The sequence below is a fragment of the Mycolicibacterium sp. MU0050 genome (genome assembly GCF_963378085.1).
In the GTDB taxonomy this organism is placed as follows: Bacteria; Actinomycetota; Actinomycetes; order Mycobacteriales; family Mycobacteriaceae; genus Mycobacterium; species Mycobacterium wendilense.
On the sequence record NZ_OY726395.1, the window covers coordinates 2,762,802 to 2,783,177 of the forward strand.

The 20,376-nt window shown below is 70.0% G+C and carries 21 protein-coding genes; 6 read left to right on the top strand and 15 right to left on the bottom strand.

From position 1 onward, the window contains the following. Positions 1-355: 355 nt before the first annotated feature. From R2K23_RS12940 to R2K23_RS12955, 4 genes are all read left to right on the top strand, one after another. Positions 356-514, top strand: coding sequence for a hypothetical protein (locus R2K23_RS12940; RefSeq protein WP_316509998.1), 159 nt, complete (start codon positions 356-358; stop codon positions 512-514). A 132-nt stretch (positions 515-646) separates the two neighbouring features. After that, complete coding sequence (locus R2K23_RS12945; protein ID WP_316510000.1) at positions 647-1,018, top strand: NAD(P)-binding protein; 372 nt, start codon at positions 647-649, stop codon at positions 1,016-1,018. A gap of 3 nt (positions 1,019-1,021) precedes the next feature. Next, complete coding sequence (locus R2K23_RS12950) at positions 1,022-2,140, top strand: flavin-containing monooxygenase (RefSeq protein ID WP_316510001.1); 1,119 nt, start codon at positions 1,022-1,024, stop codon at positions 2,138-2,140. A gap of 29 nt (positions 2,141-2,169) precedes the next feature. Further along, positions 2,170-2,805 (top strand): TetR/AcrR family transcriptional regulator, encoded by a 636-nt coding sequence (locus tag R2K23_RS12955; RefSeq protein ID WP_316510002.1) that lies wholly within the window; start codon positions 2,170-2,172, stop codon positions 2,803-2,805. 32 nt (positions 2,806-2,837) lie between these two features. Here the strand turns inward: R2K23_RS12955 and pyrF are convergent, their stop codons facing one another. The 7 genes from pyrF to pyrR form a co-directional block, all read right to left on the bottom strand. Continuing rightward, entirely contained in the window at positions 2,838-3,638 is an 801-nt protein-coding gene (pyrF, locus tag R2K23_RS12960) for an orotidine-5'-phosphate decarboxylase (RefSeq protein WP_316510004.1), read from the bottom strand. A 2-nt stretch (positions 3,639-3,640) separates the two neighbouring features. Further along, the gene (gene carB / locus R2K23_RS12965; RefSeq protein ID WP_316510005.1) at positions 3,641-6,982 is read right to left on the bottom strand and encodes a carbamoyl-phosphate synthase large subunit; all 3,342 of its coding nucleotides are present in this window, start codon (positions 6,980-6,982) and stop codon (positions 3,641-3,643) included. Between the two features lie 94 nt (positions 6,983-7,076). Further along, positions 7,077-8,222 (bottom strand): glutamine-hydrolyzing carbamoyl-phosphate synthase small subunit, encoded by a 1,146-nt coding sequence (carA, locus tag R2K23_RS12970; RefSeq protein WP_316510006.1) that lies wholly within the window; start codon positions 8,220-8,222, stop codon positions 7,077-7,079. Next, the gene (locus tag R2K23_RS12975; RefSeq protein WP_316510007.1) at positions 8,219-8,749 is read right to left on the bottom strand and encodes a PH-like domain-containing protein; all 531 of its coding nucleotides are present in this window, start codon (positions 8,747-8,749) and stop codon (positions 8,219-8,221) included. The genes carA and R2K23_RS12975 overlap by 4 nt, the downstream gene beginning before the upstream one ends. After that, positions 8,746-10,044: a dihydroorotase gene (locus R2K23_RS12980; RefSeq protein ID WP_316510008.1), complete on the bottom strand. Its 1,299-nt coding sequence runs from the start codon at positions 10,042-10,044 to the stop codon at positions 8,746-8,748. Before R2K23_RS12980 ends, R2K23_RS12975 begins: the two co-directional genes overlap by 4 nt. After that, positions 10,041-11,018 carry an aspartate carbamoyltransferase catalytic subunit gene (locus tag R2K23_RS12985; RefSeq protein WP_316510009.1) on the bottom strand — a complete coding sequence of 326 codons (978 nt, stop codon included), beginning with the start codon at positions 11,016-11,018 and terminating at the stop codon, positions 10,041-10,043. The genes R2K23_RS12980 and R2K23_RS12985 overlap by 4 nt, the downstream gene beginning before the upstream one ends. Then, positions 11,015-11,599, bottom strand: a complete 585-nt coding sequence (gene pyrR / locus R2K23_RS12990) for a bifunctional pyr operon transcriptional regulator/uracil phosphoribosyltransferase PyrR (protein ID WP_316510010.1) — start codon at positions 11,597-11,599, stop codon at positions 11,015-11,017. Before pyrR ends, R2K23_RS12985 begins: the two co-directional genes overlap by 4 nt. 140 nt (positions 11,600-11,739) lie before the next feature. Between pyrR and R2K23_RS12995 the strand changes: the two genes are divergently transcribed. Beyond that, a complete protein-coding gene (locus R2K23_RS12995) occupies positions 11,740-12,945 on the top strand; it encodes a serine hydrolase domain-containing protein (protein WP_316510011.1) in 1,206 nt (401 codons plus the stop codon). Between the two features lie 12 nt (positions 12,946-12,957). On the opposite strand, the gene R2K23_RS13000 is transcribed toward R2K23_RS12995, so the two are convergent. From R2K23_RS13000 to R2K23_RS13020, 5 genes are all read right to left on the bottom strand, one after another. Further along, positions 12,958-14,103: an acyl-CoA dehydrogenase family protein gene (locus R2K23_RS13000; protein WP_316510012.1), complete on the bottom strand. Its 1,146-nt coding sequence runs from the start codon at positions 14,101-14,103 to the stop codon at positions 12,958-12,960. A gap of 119 nt (positions 14,104-14,222) precedes the next feature. Then, entirely contained in the window at positions 14,223-14,435 is a 213-nt protein-coding gene (locus tag R2K23_RS13005) for an Rv1893 family protein (RefSeq protein WP_316510013.1), read from the bottom strand. A 68-nt stretch (positions 14,436-14,503) separates the two neighbouring features. Continuing rightward, positions 14,504-15,001: a transcription antitermination factor NusB gene (gene nusB, locus R2K23_RS13010; protein WP_316510014.1), complete on the bottom strand. Its 498-nt coding sequence runs from the start codon at positions 14,999-15,001 to the stop codon at positions 14,504-14,506. Beyond that, positions 14,994-15,557, bottom strand: a complete 564-nt coding sequence (efp, locus tag R2K23_RS13015) for an elongation factor P (RefSeq protein ID WP_316510015.1) — start codon at positions 15,555-15,557, stop codon at positions 14,994-14,996. The genes nusB and efp overlap by 8 nt, the downstream gene beginning before the upstream one ends. Before the next feature lie 12 nt (positions 15,558-15,569). Next, positions 15,570-16,658, bottom strand: coding sequence for a M24 family metallopeptidase (locus R2K23_RS13020; RefSeq protein WP_316510016.1), 1,089 nt, complete (start codon positions 16,656-16,658; stop codon positions 15,570-15,572). A gap of 33 nt (positions 16,659-16,691) precedes the next feature. Here R2K23_RS13020 and R2K23_RS13025 point away from each other — a divergent pair, with 33 nt between their 5' ends. Next, positions 16,692-17,330 carry a B-4DMT family transporter gene (locus R2K23_RS13025; RefSeq protein ID WP_316510017.1) on the top strand — a complete coding sequence of 213 codons (639 nt, stop codon included), beginning with the start codon at positions 16,692-16,694 and terminating at the stop codon, positions 17,328-17,330. A 13-nt stretch (positions 17,331-17,343) separates the two neighbouring features. Here the strand turns inward: R2K23_RS13025 and aroB are convergent, their stop codons facing one another. From aroB to aroC, 3 genes are read right to left on the bottom strand one after another with little or no spacing between them, the layout of a single operon-like run. After that, a complete protein-coding gene (gene aroB, locus R2K23_RS13030) occupies positions 17,344-18,444 on the bottom strand; it encodes a 3-dehydroquinate synthase (RefSeq protein ID WP_316510018.1) in 1,101 nt (366 codons plus the stop codon). Next, positions 18,441-19,133, bottom strand: a complete 693-nt coding sequence (locus R2K23_RS13035) for a shikimate kinase (protein ID WP_316510020.1) — start codon at positions 19,131-19,133, stop codon at positions 18,441-18,443. Before R2K23_RS13035 ends, aroB begins: the two co-directional genes overlap by 4 nt. Positions 19,134-19,143: 10 nt before the next feature. Then, positions 19,144-20,355 (bottom strand): chorismate synthase, encoded by a 1,212-nt coding sequence (gene aroC / locus R2K23_RS13040; protein ID WP_316510021.1) that lies wholly within the window; start codon positions 20,353-20,355, stop codon positions 19,144-19,146. Between the last annotated feature and the right edge of the window lie 21 nt (positions 20,356-20,376).

Genomic DNA, 20,376 nt, shown 5'->3' on the forward strand with positions numbered 1-20,376 from the left:
ATGCCGGGGGCCTCTGGGACGGAAGGGACGCAAGGGGGAGGTGGTTCGCCCGCGTTCACGTCACCGCTGGCTGATTCGGGGACATCTCGACCCACCGGTGGGGGTTCGCGAGGTGCTTCGTGGTGACGACTTGCTGACGATGCCCTCTCGCCGCCCGCTCGCCCCCCGAAAGAGTCTCCGACGACCACTGCGACGTCGCCACCGAAGGACTTAGTCGCACTCCCCCGTCGTCGCGCGGGCGCCAAAGACCGCGGCGTGACGGTGGGCGCGACGGTGCCGTTCACCGGGGTGCCATGCCCGGCCCGATGACCCGTTGCACACCTGAAAGATGCTGGCGTAGAGGACATCCCGAGAATTGACAAGGGCAGGAGACTTCGGCGAGGCGACCGCTTCCACCACGAAGTTCGTTGCCATGGGTACCGGACCGCCGCAGGTCGCGAAGATCCCGGCCATCCTGATCGATCGGTTGGTTTCGCCCACGGCGAGCGCCGACGGTGTGCGCGGAAAGGCATAGCCGGAAACACCGTAGCAACCAGCGCGCCCCGCCCAGCTCCACAAAACCAGTGCTACTAAGTAAGTGCTTGCTAATGAGGATCCACCGCGGCACCATCTGTAATTGCCGGGGATGCGCGACGAAGAGGCGGAGATGACAGACACCGATCTGACAGTCGACCAACACGCCGTCGAGGTGCTGATTCTGGGAGCCGGGGTATCCGGCATCGCCGCGGCGATCGGATTGCAGAACACCGGGATCCACGATCTGGTCCTCATCGAGCGCGCGGACGCGGTCGGCGGCACCTGGCACTTCAACACCTATCCGGGATGCGCGGTGGACATCCCCTCGCACGTGTATTCGTTCTCCTACGCGCTCAAGCCGGACTGGTCCCGGGTGTACGGGACGCGGGCCGAACTGCGGGATTACATCGGCCAGGTCGTCGACGACTTCGGCGTGCGAGACAAGATCCGCACCCAGACCGAGGTGCTCGACGCGCGTTGGGACTCCGGTCAGGAACGCTAGCACGTGACCACCAACCGCGGCACATACCTCGCACGGTTCTTCGTGATCGCCGCCGGCCCGCTGCACGAGCCGATGATCCCCGACCTCCCGGGTCGAGACACCTTCAAGGGCAAGGTATTTCACTCCTCGCACTGGCCCACCGACCTCGACCTCACGGGGCGACAGGTGGTGGCGATCGGCAACGGCGCGTCCGCCATCCAATTCGTTCCGGCGGTCCAACCCGTGGTCGGCAGGCTCACCATCCTGCAGCGCACCCCGTCGTGGGTCCTACCCAAGCCCGATTGGGACATCAGCGAGCGTTCGAAGCGATTCCTCGCGCGGTTCCCGGCATCGATGAAGTTGCTCCGGGCACTGGAGTGGGCCTTGCTGGATCCGCTGGTGAGCATCTCGCTACGGTCACCACGTTTCGCCGGTTTGCTGAGCCTGGCGGGCCGGCTGCATATTCGCCGGCACATCAAGGACAGCGCACTCCGACGCGCGGTGACACCGAACTACACCCCCACCTGCAAACGCCTGCTGTTCTCCAACGACTACTTCCCGGCATTGACGGCACCCAACGTCGAGCTGCTCGACTCGCCCGCCGCCGAGATCCGCGAACATTCCGTGGTTACCGCGGCCGGGTGTGAAATCCCTGCTGACACAATAATTTTCGGGACCGGATTTCACACGCTGCAGCACCACCCGGTAGCCCAACGCATCCGCGGCAGATCCGGCGAGACGCTGGCCGAGGTGTGGAAGGGCAACCCGAAGGCGCACATGGGCACCACCATCAACGGTTTCCCCAACGCATTCATGATGTTCGGCCCCAACGTCGGCACGCTATCCGGCTTCACCATGGCCGAGGCGCAGGCCAATTACCTCGTCGGCGCGATCAAGGCCACCAACGCCCTCGGCGTCGCTGCTCTCGACGTGACCGGCGCAGCGCAGGACGCCTTCGTCGCCGCAGCAGACAAGATGCTGAACAAGTCGAGCCTGGCCCTGGGCGGCTGTGACAGCTACTACTTGGCCGACGGCCACCGACGGGTTTCCCTTGCCTGGCCCGGGTCGATGTACTCACTGACCCGGCGACTTCGCACGTTCGACGTGGAGTCCTACGCGCCGGCAACCGCAGCGGCCACGTGACGCAAAGGATGCACCCCGGAGGACAAGTGGTGAGCACCCAACAGCGCGCCGCATCGGCGCAAAAGCGGATGAGTGCCGAGCAGCGGCGCGCGCACATCGAAATGTCGGCCCGGGACGTTTTCATTGCCCAGGGGCTGAAGGGCGCGCGGACTCGCGACATCGCGGCTGCGGCCGGCATCAACGAGGCGCTGCTGTACCGACACTTCGCGTCCAAAGAGGACCTGTTCGCCGCGGCTGTCGTCGCGCCCCTGCGCGAACTCATCGCACGCCGGGCCGAAGCCGACAGCCTTCCCCCCACCGACGCGCAAACCTCCCGGGACGAGATGGTCGAGCGAACCCGCCTGTTCATCGCCAGCCTGATCGACGTGATGCGCGACGTCGCACCCCTGCTGGGGGTGCTGATGTTCGATGGTGAGGAATCGGCACGCAGCCACTACGAAGAGATCCTGGCGCCGGTGCTCCAGGAGATCGGCGACCGCATCCGGACCAACCTCGGCTGGTGGGATCACCGCACCTTCGATGTCGACGCGGCCGTCCGGTTCGCGTTCGGTGCGGTGTGGTTCGACGTGCTCTCGGGCCGCCTCGAGAACCGCGCGATCGACGCCGAGACCGCGTCCCGCGAGATCGCCGAGATGGTGGTGTTGGGTCTGGCAACCCGTTCCTGACACGGCCCATCCGGCCGACGGCGGCGCAGTTTTCAGACCAGGTAGGCGACCTGGTCGCGGATCCGCTCTGCTGCGGCCCGCACCGCGGCGGCATCCGGCCCGGCTTTGAGCACCTCGCGCGACACCGCGGGCAGGACCCGAGCGCCCAATCGGCCCAGATCTTCGGCGCGTCCACCCTGGGCGCCCAACCCGGGCGCCAGAACCGGGCCGTCGAGGGCACTCAGGTCAGGCAGCTCGGACAACGTCGCTCCGACCACCACGCCGATGGAACCCGTTCCGGTTGCACTGTTCTCGGCACCTGCCGCGTCGACGACGGACTGCGCGACAGTACGGCCGGCGATGCTGGCCCGCTGCACCCCGGCGCCCTCCGGGTTCGAGGTGGCGGCCAGCACGAAAACACCCCGGCCACGCTCGGCGGCGGTGTCCAGCAGCGGCCGCAGCGACTCGAAGCCCAGATACGGCGACGCGGTCACCGCGTCGCTGGCCAGCGGCGAGTCGCCGAGCCAGGCCGCGGCGTAGGCCGCCATGGTGGTACCGATGTCGCCGCGCTTGGCATCTGCCAGGACCAGCACGCCGGTCGCCCGCAACTCGGCGATGGTGCGTTCCAGCACCGCGTAACCCGCGGCGCCGTAGGCCTCGAAAAACGCGACCTGCGGTTTGACGACGGCGAACCCGGCGTAGGCCTCCACGCAGATCGCGCTGAACGCGGCCAGCCCGTCGGCGTCGGCCGTCAGCCCCCAGGCTGTCAACAGCTCCGGGTGCGGATCGATGCCCAGACACAACGGCCCGCGGGCGGCGACCGCCTCGGCCAGCCGGACCCCGAAGCCCGCCATGCTCAGTGCCCGTCCAGCGTGGCGTGCAGTTCCTGCAGGGACCGCACACCGATGTCGCCGCGGATGCCGGCCTCGATGCCCTGCACCGCGGCCGAGGCGCCCTGCACGGTGGTCACGCAGGGGATGTTCATCTGGACCGCGGCGGCCCGGATCTCGTAACCGTCGACCCGGGGCCCGGAGTTGCCGTAGGGGGTGTTGACCACCAGGTCCACCTCGCCGGCGCGGATCGCGTCGACCGCCGTCAGTGCCGGCCGGTCCGGGCTGGGCTCCTCGAAGTTCTTCCGCACCACCTCGCACGGAATCCCGTTGCGGCGCAGCATCTCCGCGGTGCCCTCGGTGGCCAGTACCCGGAAACCGAGGTCCGCCAACCGTTTCACCGGGAACACCAAGGACCGCTTGTCGCGGTTGGCCACCGACACGAAGATGGTGCCGCGCGCCGGCAGCGAGCCATAGGCGGCGGTCTGGCTCTTCGCGAAGGCCTTGCCGAAGTCGGAGTCGATGCCCATCACCTCGCCGGTGGACTTCATCTCCGGGCCCAGCAGCGAGTCGACTCCCGAGCCGTCGGCCTGCCGGAACCGGTGGAACGGCAGCACCGCCTCCTTGACCGCGATCGGAGCGTGCGGCGCCGGGCTGGCCCCGTCGCCGTCGGCGGCCAGCATCCCCTCGGCGCGCAGCTCGGCGATGGTGGCGCCCAACATGACCCGTGCGCAGGCCTTGGCCAGCGGCACGGCGGTGGCCTTGGAGACGAAGGGCACAGTGCGGCTGGCCCGGGGGTTGGCCTCCAGCACGTAGAGGACGTCCTCCTTCAGCGCGTACTGCACGTTGAGCAGACCGACCACGCCGATGCCCTTGGCAATGGCCTCGGTGGCGCGCCGCACCGCGGCGATGTCGGTGCGGCCCAGCGTGACCGGCGGCAGCGCGCACGCCGAGTCGCCGGAGTGGATGCCGGCCTCCTCGATGTGTTCCATCACCCCGCCGATGTAGACGTCGGTGCCGTCGCACAGCGCGTCGACGTCGATCTCGATGGCGTCCTCGAGGAACCGGTCGACGAGCACCGGGTGCTCGGGCGAGAGTTCGGTGGCCCGCATGATGTAGCCCTGCAGGGTCTCCTCGTCGTAGACGATCTCCATGCCGCGCCCACCGAGTACGTACGACGGGCGCACCAGCACCGGGTAGCCGATGTCGGCGGCGATGGTACGGGCCTGCTCGAAGGTCGTCGCGGTGCCGAACCGCGGGGCGGGCAGACCCGCGGCGGTCAGCACCTCGCCGAACCGGCCGCGGTCCTCGGCCAGGTCGATGGCCTCCGGTCGGGTCCCCACGATCGGGACGCCGGCCCGTTCGAGCCGGTCGGCCAGCCCCAGCGGGGTCTGGCCGCCGAGCTGCACGATCACCCCGACGACGCCGGGGCCGCCGGCGCCGGACTCCTGTTCGGCGTGGTAGACCTCCAGGACGTCCTCGAAGGTCAGCGGTTCGAAGTAGAGCCGGTCGGCGGTGTCGTAGTCGGTGGACACCGTCTCCGGGTTGCAGTTCACCATGACCGTCTCGAAGCCGGCCCCGCTGAGCGTGGTCGCGGCATGCACACAGCTGTAGTCGAACTCGATGCCCTGACCGATGCGGTTGGGACCCGACCCCAAGATGAGCACCTTGGGCCGGTCGGCCTGCGGGGCCACCTCGCTCTCGGCGGCGGGATCCAGTTCGTAGGTGCTGTAGTGGTACGGCGTCTTGGCCTCGAACTCCGCGGCGCAGGTGTCGACGGTCTTGAAGACCGGGTGCACACCGAGCCGCTCGCGCAGCACCCGCACTCCGACCTCGCCGGCCAATTCGGGTCGCAGACAGGCGATCTGGTGGTCCGACAGGCCCTGGTACTTGGCGCGGCGCAACAGCTGCGCGTCCAGCACCGGCGCCGCCAGCAGCTGGTCGCGCAGCGCCACCAGGCCGGCGATCTGGTCGAGGAACCAGGGGTCGACGCCGGAGGCCGCCGCGACCTGCTCGACCGTCGCGCCCAGGCGCAACGCCAGCTCGATGTCGTAGAGCCGGCCGTCGGTCGGCGTCCGCAGCCGCTCCAGCAGGTCCTCGACGCTGACGTCGGGGTCCGGTCCGGTCCAGAAACCGGCCCGCTTGGTCTCCAGCGAGCGCATCACCTTGCCGAGCGCCTCGACGAAGTTGCGGCCCAACGACATCGCCTCGCCCACCGACTTCATGGTGGTGGTCAGGGTCGCGTCCGCCCCGGGGAACTTCTCGAATGCGAACCGCGGGGCCTTGACCACCACGTAGTCCAGCGTGGGTTCGAAGCAGGCCGGGGTTTCCTTGGTGATGTCGTTGACGATCTCGTCGAGGGTGTAGCCGATGGCCAACTTGGCGGCGATCTTGGCGATCGGGAAGCCGGTGGCCTTCGAGGCCAGCGCGGAGGACCGCGACACCCGGGGGTTCATCTCGATGACGATCAACCGGCCGTCGCGCGGATCGACGGCGAACTGGATGTTGCAGCCGCCGGTGTCGACGCCGACCTCACGCAGGATCGCGATGCCCAGGTCGCGCATGACCTGGTACTCGCGGTCGGTCAGGGTCATGGCCGGCGCCACGGTCACCGAGTCACCGGTGTGCACGCCCATCGGGTCGACGTTCTCGATCGAGCACACCACCACGACGTTGTCGCGGCCGTCGCGCATCAGCTCGAGCTCGTATTCCTTCCAGCCGTAGATCGACTCCTCGATCAGCACGTTCGCCGACGGGGACGCCGCCAGGCCGTCGCCGGCCATCCGCTCCACGTCGTCGAGGCTGGCCGCCATGCCCGAGCCCAGCCCGCCCATGGTGAAGCTGGGTCGGACCACCACGGGCAGGCCGAGGTCGGCCACCGCCTCGCGCACCTCCGCCATGGTGTAACAGACCCGGCTGCGGGCGGATTCGCCGCCGACCTTGGCGACGATGTCCTTGAACTTCTGCCGGTCCTCGCCGCGCTGGATGGCGTCGAAGTCGGCGCCGATCAGCTCGACGCCGTACTTCTCGAGCACCCCGTTCTCGTGCAGCGCTACCGCGGTGTTCAGCGCGGTCTGCCCGCCGAGGGTGGCCAGCAGCGCGTCGATCTTGTTGCCGCGCTCGGCCTGCTGGGCGATGACCTTCTCCACGAACGCCGGGGTGATCGGTTCGACGTAGGTGTGGTCGGCGTACTCGGGGTCGGTCATGATGGTCGCCGGATTCGAGTTGACCAGGCTGACCTGCAGACCTTCGGCGCGCAGCACGCGGCAGGCCTGGGTGCCCGAGTAGTCGAATTCGCAGGCCTGACCGATGACGATCGGTCCGGACCCGATCACCAGGACATGGTTGAGGTCGTTACGGCGAGGCATCAGCGCCCTTCCCTTCCGGCGCGAGCGTGCGCGATCACGGTGAAACTGTCGGTGTGTCGGCCGGGGACATGCACACTCGCGGTGGTTGTGGTGCTCACGCGAGGTCCTCCCCCGCCATCACCGCGATGAACTGGTCGAACAGGTTCTCGGCGTCGTGCGGTCCGGCGGCAGCCTCCGGGTGGTACTGCACCGAGAAGGCCCGGCCGCTGAGCAACCGAATGCCCTCCACGACACCGTCGTTGGCGCAGGTGTGGCTGACCACGGCGGGGCCGAAGGGGGTGTCGAACTGCTCGCCGGCCTCCCCCTCGAGCGCGAAGCCGTGGTTCTGCGCGGTGATCGCCACCCGGCCGGTGGTGTGGTCGATGACCGGGACGTTGATCCCGCGGTGCCCGAAGGTCATCTTGTAGGTGGACCGACCGAGGGCGCGGCCGAGCAACTGGTTGCCGAAGCAGATGCCGAACACCGGGATGTCGGCGCCGAGCGCCTCCCGGACCACCGTCACCACGTGGTCGGCGGCGGCCGGGTCGCCGGGCCCGTTGGACAGGAACAGCCCGTCCGGCTTGAGGTCGGCGATCTCCTCGAAGGTGGTCGCCGACGGCAACACCTGGCTGCGGACCCCCCGGCGCGCGAAGATCCGCGGGGTGTTGGTCTTTATGCCGAGGTCGATCGCGGCCACCGTGAACCGGTGCGCGCCCTCGGGTTCCACGACGTAGCGCACGTCGGTGCTGACCTCGCCGGCGAGGTCGGCCCCGAGCATCGAGGGCTGGGCGTTGACCCGCTCGACGAGTTCGTCGGCCGGGGCGGCGGCCGCCGGCCCGGAGAAGATCCCGGCTTTCATCGACCCGCGGGTGCGCAGGTGACGCACCACCGCCCGGGTGTCGATCCCGGCGATGCCGACGATGTTCTGGCGCTCCAGTTCGGCGTCCAGCGTGCCGGTGGCCCGCCAGTTCGAGGCGCGCGGCGACGGGTCGCGCACCGCGTACCCGGCGACCCAGATGCGGTCCCCGCGGCTCTCGCTGTCCTCGCCGTTCCACCCGGTGTTGCCGATCTGCGGCGCGGTGGCGACGACGATCTGGCGGTGGTAGCTCGGATCGGTCAGCGTCTCCTGGTAGCCGGACATGCCGGTGGAGAACACCGCCTCGCCCAGGGCCTGCCCGACCGCCCCGAACGGGGTGCCGGTGAACACCCGGCCGTCCTCGAGCACCAGCAGGGCTGTTGTGTGGTCCACAGTGTCGGTCACAGGACCTCCGTTCCGTTAGAAGATGTGTCCGTCCCGTCCGACACCCAGTGCCGGTATTCCCGGCGGTCGTCGGCGCGGAAACCGGTGTCGATCTCGGTTCCCGAGGGCAGTCGCCAGCGGATCGCCAGGATGCCGTCGTGGGTCAGTGCCTTGCCCGCGATGCCGCGCTCGGTGCGGATCGCGGTGATCGCCTCGTCGGGAATCCAGATCGGGCTCGCGCCGGTGCGTTGCAGCATCACCCCCTCCGGATAGCGGGTGATCACCGCCTTGGACCGATAACCCCAGTCGCCCACCGCGATCCGGTCCTGCCAGCTCGGCGCCAGCGTGCTGCCCACGTAGAGGCCCTTGATGCCGGGGATCAGGGCGGGCCCGACGGTGTCCGGCAGCGCCGGGATCTGGCCGATGAGCTCCAGCTGGCGTTCGGCGCGCCGGCGCCAGCCGCGCAGCACCAGGTAGATGAGGACGGCGATGAGCACCGCCACCACCGCGGCGAACACCAGCGAGGCCATCAGCGTGGGGGTGTTCATCGGACGACGGCCCCGTCGCGTGCGGTGATCTTGCCGCGCAGCAGGGTCGCGGTCACCGTGGCCGGCAGGGTCATCGACTCGAACGGCGTGTTGGCCGACCGGCTGGCCAGGTCGGGGCCGGACACGGTCCAGTTGGTGTCGGGGTTCACCACCGTCAGGTTGGCCGGCTCGCCGACCTCCAGCGGGCGGCCGTGATCCGGCAACCCGGCGATGCGGGCCGGGTTCTCGCTCATCACGCGGGCGACGCCGCGCCAGTCCAGCAGCCCCGGGTTCACCATCGTTTCGACGACCACCGACAGTGCGGTCTGCAGGCCGAGCATGCCCGGCCGGGCCTGGGAGAACTCGCAGCACTTCTCGTGTTCGGCGTGCGGAGCGTGATCGGTGGCCACGCAGTCGATCACGCCGTCGGCGAGCGCGCGGCGCAGGGCGACCGCGTCGGAGGCCTCCCGCAGCGGCGGGTTCACCCGGTTCACGCCGTCGTAGCCGGCCAGCCGGCTGTCGTCGAGCAGCAGGTGGTGCGGCGTTACCTCGGCGGTGATCGAGATCCCCTGCCCCTTGGCCCATTTCAGGATCTCGACGGTGCCGGCGGTCGACGCGTGGCAGATGTGCACCCGGGTGTCGGCGTCGCGGGCCAGCAGGGCATCGCGGGCGACGATCGACTCCTCGGCGGCGCGCGGCCAGCCGGTCAGGCCCAGCCGCGCGGCCGTCGGCCCCTCGTGGGCCACGGCGCCGACGGTCAGGCGCGGTTCCTCGGCGTGCTGGGCGATGAGCACGCCGAGCCCCTTGGCGTACTCCAGCGCCCGACGCATGACCAGCGGATCGTGCACGCAGTGGCCGTCGTCGGAGAAGACCCGCACACCGGCGGCGCCGCCCGCCATCATCGCCATTTCGGTCAGCTGGGTGCCCTGCAGGCCCACGGTGACCGCGCCGACCGGATGCACGTCGACCAGGCCGACCTGCTGACCGCGGTGCCAGACGTGGTCGGTGACCACCGGCGAATCAGCCACCGGTGTGGTGTTGGCCATCGCGAAGACCGCCGTGTAACCGCCGAGCGCCGCCGCGGCCGAACCGGTTTCGATGGTCTCGGTGTCCTCGCGGCCGGGCTCGCGCAGATGCGTGTGCAGATCCACGAAGCCGGGCAGCAGCACCTGGCCGGCCGCGTCGATCACGGTGCGGTCCGCGTTTGCGGACACCGAACCCGCGGGCGCGATCTCGACGATCTGCCCGTCCTCGACCACCACGTCGACCGGTTCGCCCTGCCCGTAGCGCCGGGCCCCGGCGATCAGCACACTCATTTGACTCCTCCCGCGTCCGCGGCCACCTCGGCGGACCGGTCCGCCCCGACCAGCAGATGGAACAGCACCGCCATCCGGACGTGCACACCGTTGGAAACCTGTTGCAGCACCGCCGATTGCGAAGAATCCGCGACCGAGGAGGCGATCTCCATGCCGCGCAGCATCGGACCCGGGTGCAGCACCACGGCGTGCTCGGGCAGCAGCGCCCGCCGTGCCTCGGAGAGCCCATAGAGCACCGAGTACTCCCGGGCCGACGGGAAGAAACCGCCGGTCATCCGCTCGGCCTGCACCCGCAGCATCAGCACCGCGTCGGCGGCGGGCAGTTCGGCGTCGAGGTCGTGGGTCACCGTGACCGGCCAGGCGTCGACACCGACCGGCAGCAGGGTCGGCGGTGCCACCACCACCACCTCGGCACCGAGAGTGGCCAGCAGGGTGACGTTGGACCGGGCGACCCGACTGTGCAAGATGTCGCCGACGATCACCACCCGCCGGCCCGCAATCTCGCCCAGCCGCTGCCGCAGCGTCAGCGCGTCCAGCAACGCCTGGGTCGGGTGTTCGTGGGTGCCGTCGCCGGCGTTGATGACCGCCGGGCCCGAGGCCAGCGGGTCGGCGGGCCGGGTCCAGTGCGCGAGTTGCTGCGCGGCCCCCGAGGCCGGGTGCCGGATGATCAGGGCGTCGGCGCCGGCCGCGCGCAGCGTCAACGCGGTGTCGCGCAGCGATTCGCCCTTGCCCACCGAGGACCCCGAGGCGCTGACGTTGATGACGTCGGCGCTCATCCACTTGCCGGCCACCTCGAAGGACACCCGGGTGCGGGTGGAGTTCTCGTAGAACATCGTGATGACGGTGCGCCCCCGCAGCGTCGGCAGCTTCTTGACCTCGCGACCCAGCAACGCCGCGGCGAACCGGTCGGCGTCGTCGAGAATCGCGGTGGCCTCGTCGCGGCTCAGATCAGCCGCATTGAGCAGGTGTTTCACCGGGCGGGACCTCCATGCGGGGCGATCCGGACGGAGTCGTAGCCGTCCGATTCCTCGAGTCGGAGCTTGACGTTCTCGCTGCGCGAGGTGGGCACGTTCTTGCCGACGTAGTCGGCGCGGATGGGCAGTTCCCGGTGGCCGCGGTCGACCAGCACGGCCAGTTGCACGGCCCGCGGCCGCCCGATGTCGCGCAGGGCGTCCAGCGCCGAGCGCACCGATCGGCCGGAGTACAACACGTCGTCGACCAGGATCACCAGCGCCCCGTCGATCCCGCCGGCCGGGATCGAGGTGTCCTCCAGCGGCCGGGGCGGCTTGGTGTTCAGGTCGTCGCGATACAGCGTGATGTCCAGGGCCCCGTGCGCCACGTCGACGCCGGAGAACTCGGCGATGTTGCGGGCCAGCCGGCGGGCCAGCACCACGCCGCGGGTCGGGATACCCAGCAGGACCACGCGCGGCGCCTCGGCGCCGTCCAGCGCGGTCTTCTCGATGATCTGATGGGCGATACGGGAGATGGTGCGACTGACGTCCGCTGCGGACATCAGCTCCCGGTCGGTGTCTTCAGAGCCGTTTTTGGCGCCCACGAATGAACCTGACCTCCTTCTCCGCCTCTCTGGACGGATCGTTAAAGGATGTCGAACTGCCGGGCAGCTTAGCAGCCGCGAGCGCCGAACACCCCATCGCCGGTACCTGGTCGCCGAACGCGGTCAGTACGCTGACGGCGATGAACCTAGACGGAAACGCCGCCTCCATTCGCGAGGCCTGCGATGCGGGCCTGCTCTCCGGGGCGGTCACCATGGTGTGGCAGCGCGGTCAGGTGCGGCAGGTCAACGAGATCGGCCACCGAGACATCGAGGCCGGGCTGCCGATGCAGCGGGACACCATCTTCCGCATCGCGTCGATGACCAAGCCGGTCACCGTCGCCGCAGCCATGGCCCTGATCGACGAGGGCCGACTGGCCTTGACCGACCCCGTGACCCACTGGCTGCCCGAGTTCGCGACCATGCGGGTGCTGGCCGATCCGCGGGGCGGGTTGGCGCAGACGGTGCCGGCGCAGCGCCCCATCACCGTCGACGACCTGATGACCCACCGCAGCGGGCTCGCCTACCAGTTCTCCATTCCCGGCCCGCTGGCCCGGGCGTATGCGCAGCTGCCGATGCGCCAGGACCAGGACCGCTGGCTGGCCGAACTGGCCGAGCTCCCGCTGGTACATCAGCCCGGGGCCCAGCTGACCTACAGCCACGCCACCGACGTGTTGGGCATCATGGTGTCCCGGATCGAGGGCAAGCCGCTGCACCAGGTTCTCGCCGAGCGCATCTTCGAGCCGCTGGCGATGACCGACACCGGCTTCTTCCTCACCCCGGAGGGGCGTCGACGGTCGGCCACCATGTATCGGCTGGACGCGCAGAACACGTTGCAGCACAACGTGATGGGTCCCGCCCCGATTGCGCCGCCACCGTTCTGTCAGGGCGGTGCCGGGCTGTGGTCCACCGTCGACGACTATCTGCGCTTCGCGCGGATGCTGCTCGGCGGCGGCACCCTCGACGGCGTCCGGCTGCTGTCCGAGCAGTCGGTGGCCGCGATGCGCACGGACCGCCTGACCGAGGCGCAGAAGCGAATCCCCTTCTTGGGCATGCCGTATTGGGTCGGCCGCGGGTTCGGGTTGAACCTGTCGGTGGTCACCGATCCGGCCAAGTCGGCACCGTTGTTCGGGCCCGGCGGGGCGGGTTCGTTCACCTGGCCCGGCGCGTACGGCACCTGGTGGCAGGCCGACCCTTCGGCGGACCTGATCCTGATCTACCTGATCCAGAACGCGCCGGACCTGTCCCCCGACGCCGCCGCGGCGATTGCCGGGAACACCTCGCTGGCGTCGTTGCGCACCGCGCAACCCCGGTTCGTACGACGGACGTACGCGGCGCTGGACCTCTGACCCGCCGGCCGGTCAGATCATCGCGATCGGCGAGACCTTCGCGCCGACCTCGCAGGCGCCGGCCAGTTCCCGGCTGACGTCGTAGTCGAACACGACGTGCCCACAGATGACGTCGACGTCCCGCTTGGCGCGCTGCATGGGGTTGGTCAGGAATTGCGCGCTGGCCCCGGACGCCTCGAGCAGATCGGCGATCACCGAACGGGATTCGTGCACGATATGCGCCGCGGCGGCACGCGCCGAGGCCCGGTGGGCCCGCGACACCGAGTCACCGGCAGCCATCGCCTGCTCGATCCCGGCGACGGTGTGGTCGAGCAGGGCGCGCAGCGCGGCCAACCGCACCCGTGCATCGCCCAGCCGGATCTGCGCCGCCGGCTGATCCTTTTGCGCCACACCGGAATAGGCCAGCACCCGTTCGGCAAGCCGGCGACCGAACATGTCGGTCACCGCCTCGGCGGCGCCGAAGGCCGGCATCGCGGCCACCAGGGACAGCGCGGGGACCAGCGGCCAGCGGTAGGTGCTCGCGTCGTGCAACGCCGCCCCCGGCGCGGTGCCGCCGTAGATGTCGATGACGTTGGCCAGCCGGTGTGCGGGCACGAAGACGTCGGTGACGACGACGTCGTTGGAGCCGGTGGCCCGCATCCCGGCCGTGTGCCAGACGTCGACCACCTCGACGTCGGCCATCGGCAACAGTGCCAGGGCCGGGTAGATCTCGGTGTCGGCGCCGCACAACGCCCCCACCAGGATCCAGTCGGCGTCCATCACCCCGGTCGCCCAGGACCAGCGCCCGGACAGCCGCACGCCGCCGTCGACGGGGGTGCCGCGGCCGGTCGGCGCCAGCGGCGCGGGACACAACACCGGGCCGTCGGCGAACACCTCGTCCTGCGCGCGTTCGTCGAACAGCGCCAGCATCCAGTTGTGCAGGATGTAGAAGCCCAATGTCCATGCGCTGGAGGCACATCCGTGCGCCATGGCGCGGATCGGGTCGAGGATCTCGGGGAAGTCGGCCTGTTGGCCGCCGTACCGGGCCGGCAGCAGCAGGTTGGCCGCCCCGCTGGCCCGGAAGTCGGCGATGGTGGCCGCGGGCAGCCGCCGCAGTCCCTCGGCCTCGGCGGCGCGGTCGGCCAGGGCCGCGACGAACGCGTCATCGATCGCTGTCATGCGCTGGACGCTACCATACCTTTAGGTATGGAGACCGACGTCGGCCGGGGCGAACGGCGTTCAGTAGCCCCACATCGTCGTGCAGAAAGTCGTCGTGCAGCAAGTCTCGAAGTGAGCCGTCATTCGACGTCGCGGTCGGTGACCAGGTCCTTGAGCCGCTCGACGGAGTGACCCGCGATATCGAGCGAGTCCTGGACGATGTTGCTGACGCCCTCGGTGACGTTGCCCTTGAGAACCTCTATCGCGTTATCGACGATGTCGCCCGACATCTCCACCGCGTAGGTGGCGATGTCACGGGCCGTGTCGATCGCGTTCTTGGGATTAACACCCATCGCTGCTCAACCTTTCCTGAGGTGGTGCGCCCAGCCAACCAGACCCGGCCGGCGGATGCGAGGGCACCTCAGGGCTGATCGTCGGTGATCCCGATCGCCCGGACCGCCTCGGCCGCGGCCCGGATCTGCGGCGTCACCAGCATGACCTGACCCAGCACCCCGTTGACGAAGGCGGGCGAATCGTCGGTGGACAACTCCTTGGCCAGCTCCACGGCCTCGTCGACGGCGACCGGTTCAGGGACGTCCTCGGCGTGCAGCAACTCCCAGACCGCGACCCGCAGGATCGCGCGGTCCACGGCGGGCAGCCGCGCCAGCGTCCAGCCCTGCAGGTGCGAGCTGATCAGGTCGTCGATGTGGGCGCCGTGTTCGGTCACTCCGCGGACCACCGTCTCGGTGTAGGGCGCGACCGGGTCGATCTCGGGCTTCTGGGCGGCCAGTGCCGAGCGCGTTTCGGCGCATTCGGCCGGGGTCAGCCCGCGCGCCTCCGCCTCGAACAACAGATCGACGGCGCGCTTGCGGGCGTGGTGTCGACCCCGGGTGGTCTTGTGGTGTCTGCCGTCAGCCATTCACGCGGCCCAGGTAACTTCCGTCGCGGGTGTCGACCTTCAGCCGGTCGCCGGTGTTGATGAACAGCGGCACCTGGATCTCGGCGCCGGTCTCGACGGTGGCGGGCTTGGTGCCCGCGCTGGACCGGTCGCCCTGCAGACCGGGCTCGGTGTGGGTGACCTCGAGTTCCACCGATACCGGCATCTCCAGGTACAGCGGCGTGCCGTCGTGGAACGCGATCTGCACCGGCATGCTCTCCAGCAGGAACGCCGCGGCGTCGCCGACCATGGCCTCCGGCAGCGGGTGCTGCTCGTAGTCCTCGGCATCCATGAACACGAAGTCGCTGCCGTCGCGGTACAGGTAGGTGGCGTCGCGCCGGTCGACCGTGGCGGTCTCCACCTTGACGCCGGCGTTGTAGGTCTTGTCGACGGTCTTGCCGGACACCACGTTCTTGAGCTTGGTGCGCACGAACGCGGGTCCCTTGCCGGGCTTGACGTGCTGGAATTCGATGATCTGCCACAGCTGGCCGTCGATCTTGAGGACGAGGCCGTTCTTGAAGTCGGCAGTCGATGCCACGGTGGTGCTCCTTTAGAGGATCTGCAGTTCCTTGGGGAACCGGGTAAGCAGTTCGGGGCCGTTGCCGACGATGAGCGTGTCCTCGATGCGGACTCCGCCTCGATCGGGCAAGTAAACGCCGGGCTCCACGGTGACCGCAGCGCCAGCAAGCAGTGTACCGGCGGCCTTGGCGTTGATTCCGGGCGCTTCGTGGATCTGCAGTCCGACGCCGTGGCCCAGGCCGTGACTGAAGGTGTCGCCGTAGCCGGCGTCGGCGATCACCGCGCGCGCGGCGCGGTCCACCTCGCACAGCGCCACCCCGGGCGCCAGCGCCTCCCGGCCGGCCCGCTGGGCCGCGGCCACCAGCTCGTAGATCTCGCGTTGCCAGTCCGCGGCCCGCCCCAACACGAAGGTCCGGGTCATGTCGGAGTGATATCCGGCGACCAGGGCGCCGAAGTCGATCTTGACGAAGTCACCGTCGGCGAGCACCGCGTCGGTGGGTCGGTGGTGCGGGATGGCCGAATTCGCCCCGGCCGCCACGATGGTCTCGAAGGACGCCCCGTCGGCGCCGTGTTCGAGCATCGCGGCCTCCAGGTCGTTGCGGACCTGCTTCTCGGTGCGCCCGGGCCGGATCGCGCCGCGTTCGATGAGGTCGGTCAGCGCCGCGTCGGCGGCCTCGCAGGCCAGCCGCAGCAGCGCCACCTCCCCGGCGTCCTTGACCTCACGGAGGGTCTCGACCGTGCCCGAGGCCCGCACCAGAGCGATGTTCGGGTGTCCCGACAGCGTGTCGGTCAGGCCTTGATACGCATCGACGGTCAGCACGTGTCCCTCGAACCCCAGGGCGCCGACGCCCGCCTCGGCCGCCCGCAGGCTCAGCGTCGCCGCGCAGGCGCGTTCGATGACGATCTCCACATCCGGGGCCTGCCGGCTCGCCTGGGTGCGGTAGCGACCGTCGGTGGCCAGCACCGCGGGCCGCGCGTCGGCGAAAACCAGCAACGCGGCGTTGGATCCGGTGAACCCCGAGAGGTAGCGGACATTGTTCAGGTCGCTGACCAGCATCGCGTCCAACGACGCGGACTGTAAGCGGTCACACAACTTGGCACGGCGCTGGGAATGTGTCACGCGTGCTGACGGTACTCGCTACGCTGTTCCCTCATGAGCAAGTGGTTGTTGCGCGGGCTGGTGTTCGCGGGCCTGATGGTCGTTGTCCGTCTCGTCCAAGGGACGCTGATCAATCAGTTCGAGACCCAGGCGCTGTTGATCAGCATCGTGCTGCTGGCGATCTTCGCGATCTTCGCCGTGGTGTGGGGGCTGCTCGACGGCCGCGCCGATGCGCGCGCCAACCCGGATCCGGACCGCCGCAACGACCTGGCGATGACGTGGCTGCTGGCCGGCCTGGTCGCCGGTCTGCTCTCCGGCGTGGTGTGCTGGGTGATCTCGCTGGTCTACCCGGCGCTGTATGTCGGTGGCCTGATCAACGAGCTGACTACCTTCGCGGCGTTCACCGCGCTGCTGGTGTTCCTCCCAGCCATCACGGCGGTGGCCGTGGGCCGCTGGCTGGTCGACCGCAAGGCCCCGCCGCTGGAGCGGCGCCGGGAGGCCGGTTGGGAGGAGGACCGCGCCGATACCGATGTGTTCGCCGCCGTCCGCGACGACGAGCGCACCGTCGAGACGGCCGGTGTCCAGGAGTATCCCGAGCAGCAGACCTCGTCGGTGGCGCTGGCCGAGCGGGACCCGAACGAGACCACCGAGACCATCACCCCGGCCGACGAGCAGCAGCGCCCGAACGCGTGATCCCGCGCGGGTCTCACCCGCCGGCGGCGACCTCCGAGTAGGCGGCGGCCAGCAGCGCCGGGTCCGGGCCCTCGAGCCGGCCGGGTTTGGCCAGGCCGTCGAGGACGACGAACCGCAGGACGCCGGCGCGGTTCTTCTTGTCGCCGGCCATGTATTCGAGCAGCTGGCCGAAGGCGTCGGGGTCGTAGCTGACCGGCAGCCCCAGGGCGGTCAGTACCGCGCGGTGCCGGTCGGCGGTGTCGTCGTCGAGGCGCCCGGCCAGCCGGCCGAGCTCGGCGGCGAAGACCAATCCCACCGAGACCGCCGCCCCGTGCCGCCACCGATAGCGCTCGCGGCGTTCGATGGCATGGGCCAAAGTGTGTCCGTAGTTGAGGATTTCGCGCAGCGCCGACTCCTTCTCGTCGGCCGCCACCACCTCCGCCTTCACCGCGATCGACCGCTGGATCAACTCCGGCAGCACCGTGCCCGCGGGGTCCAGCGCGGCCTCGGGGTCGGCTTCGATCAGGTCCAGGATCACCGGGTCGGCGATGAAGCCGGCCTTGACGATCTCGGCCATCCCGGCGACCAGTTCGTTGCGCGGCAGCGTCTGCAGGGTCGCCAGGTCCACCAGCACGGCCCGCGGTTGATGGAAGGCACCCACGAGGTTCTTGCCCGCGTCGGTGTTGATGCCGGTCTTGCCGCCCACCGCGGCGTCGACCATGCCCAGCAGGGTGGTGGGCACATGCACGATCGACACCCCGCGCAGCCAGGTGGCCGCGGCAAACCCGGCGACGTCGGTGGCCGCTCCCCCGCCGAGGCTGACCACCGCGTCCTTGCGGTCGATCCCGATCCGGCCCAGCACCTCCCACACGAATCCGACGACGGGCAGTTCCTTGCCCGCCTCGGCGTCGGGGATCTCGATCCGGTGCGCGTCGATTCCCTTGTCGGCCAGGAAACTTCGGATCGCCTCGGCGGTCTGGGCGAGCACCGGCTGATGCAGGATGGCGACCCGGCGGGTACCCACCAACTGTTCGCCGAGTTCACCGAGCAGACCGGTGCCGATGATGACCGGGTAGGGCGGGTCGACGGCGACCTCGATCGTGACGGGCGCCGGGACGTTGCTGCTGTCACTCATTTACGGACCTCGCTGCGGCGGGCGGCCAATGCGGCCGGGGTCGCCGGGGTGGGCGGACTGGGACGGGGACTGGGTTCTTGCGCCGATTCGGCCGGCGCCGCCGGGGCGGCCTGCTGGCTGCCGGACTGCCGCCACGGCGGGCGCCGACGACGACGGGCCGCCTTGGTGGGCCTGGCAGCTTCCGGGTTCTCCAGCCGGGCCGCCAGATAACGCACCACCGCGCCCGGATTGCGGCGGTTGGTGTTCACCCGCAGGGTCGCGACCCGGCGGTAGAGCGGGACGCGTTCGGTCATCAGCTTGCGGAACTTCTCGGCCGGATCGCCGCCGGCCAGCAGTGGCCGCACGGTACCGCTGGTCGTGCGCCGAACCCCTTCGGCGGCACTGATTTCCAGATACACGACGGTGTGGCCGGCCAGCGCGTCACGCACGCCCGGGCTGGTGATCGCGCCGCCGCCGAGCGAGAGGATGCCGTCGTGCTCGGCGAGCGCGGTCTTGATGACCTCTTCCTCGATGCGACGGAACTCGGCTTCGCCGTCGGTGGCGAAGATCTCGGCGATCGGGCGACCCGCAACCTCGACGATCTGGGCGTCGGTATCCAGGAACGCCGAGCCCGTGGCCTTGGCCAGCCGGCGCCCGATCGTCGACTTCCCCGATCCCGGCATTCCGACCAGTACCGCCTTGGGAGCCATCGCTACACGCCTATCCCGAGACGGCCGTGGGCGTGGTGTTCGGTTCGTGTTCGGCGACCGCCTGCAGGTAGGACTCGATGTTGCGGCGGGTCTCGGGCAGCGAGTCCCCGCCGAACTTCTGGAGCACCGCGCGGGCCAGCACCAGCGCCACCATGGTCTCGGCGACTACCCCGGCCGCGGGCACCGCGCACACATCGGAGCGCTGGTGGATGGCGACGGCTTCCTCGCCGGTGGCCATGTCGACGGTGGCCAGGGCGCGCGGCACGGTGGAGATCGGCTTCATCGCCGCGCGCACCCGCAGCGGCTGGCCGTTGGTCATCCCGCCCTCCAGGCCGCCGGCCCGATTGGTGCTGCGCACCACCCCGTCGGGACCCGGGAACATCTCGTCGTGCGCCTGGCTGCCGCGCCGGCGCGCCGTTTCGAACCCGTCGCCGATCTCGACGCCCTTGATGGCCTGGATGCCCATCACCGCGGCGGCGAGCTGGCTGTCGAGCCGGTTGTCCCCGCTGGTGAACGAGCCCAACCCGATCGGCAGCCCGACCACGACCACCTCGACGACGCCGCCGAGGGTGTCGCCGTCCCGTTTGGCCGCCTCGATCTCGGCGATCATCGACTGTTCGGCGTCGGCGTCGAACGCCCGCACCGAGCTGGCATCGATGGCCGCCAGGTCGCCGGGCTGCGGCGGCGGTCCGACGTAGGGCTCCGAGGCCCCGATGGAGATGACGTGCGAGAGCACCTCGACCCCGAGGGCCTGGCGCAGGAACTCACGCGCGACGGTGCCGGCGGCCACCCGGGCCGCGGTCTCGCGGGCGCTGGCGCGTTCCAACACCGGGCGGGCATCGTCGAAGCCGTACTTGAGCATGCCGGCGTAGTCGGCGTGGCCGGGCCGCGGCCGGGTCAGCGGCGCGTTGCGCGCGCCGTCGGCCAGCGCGTCCTCGTCCACCGGGTCGGCGGCCATCACCGTTTCCCACTTGGGCCATTCGGTGTTGCCGATCTCGATGGCGACCGGGCCACCGAGCGTGACGCCGTGCCGCACCCCGCCGAGGACGGTCACCTGATCCTGTTCGAACTTCATCCGGGCGCCGCGGCCGTAGCCGAGGCGCCGGCGCGCCAGCTGGGCGCCGATATCGGCGGAGGTGATACGCACACCGGCGACCATGCCCTCCACCACGGCCACCAACGCGCGGCCGTGGGATTCACCGGCAGTGGTCCATCGCAACACGCGTCCCATCTTCCCACGCGG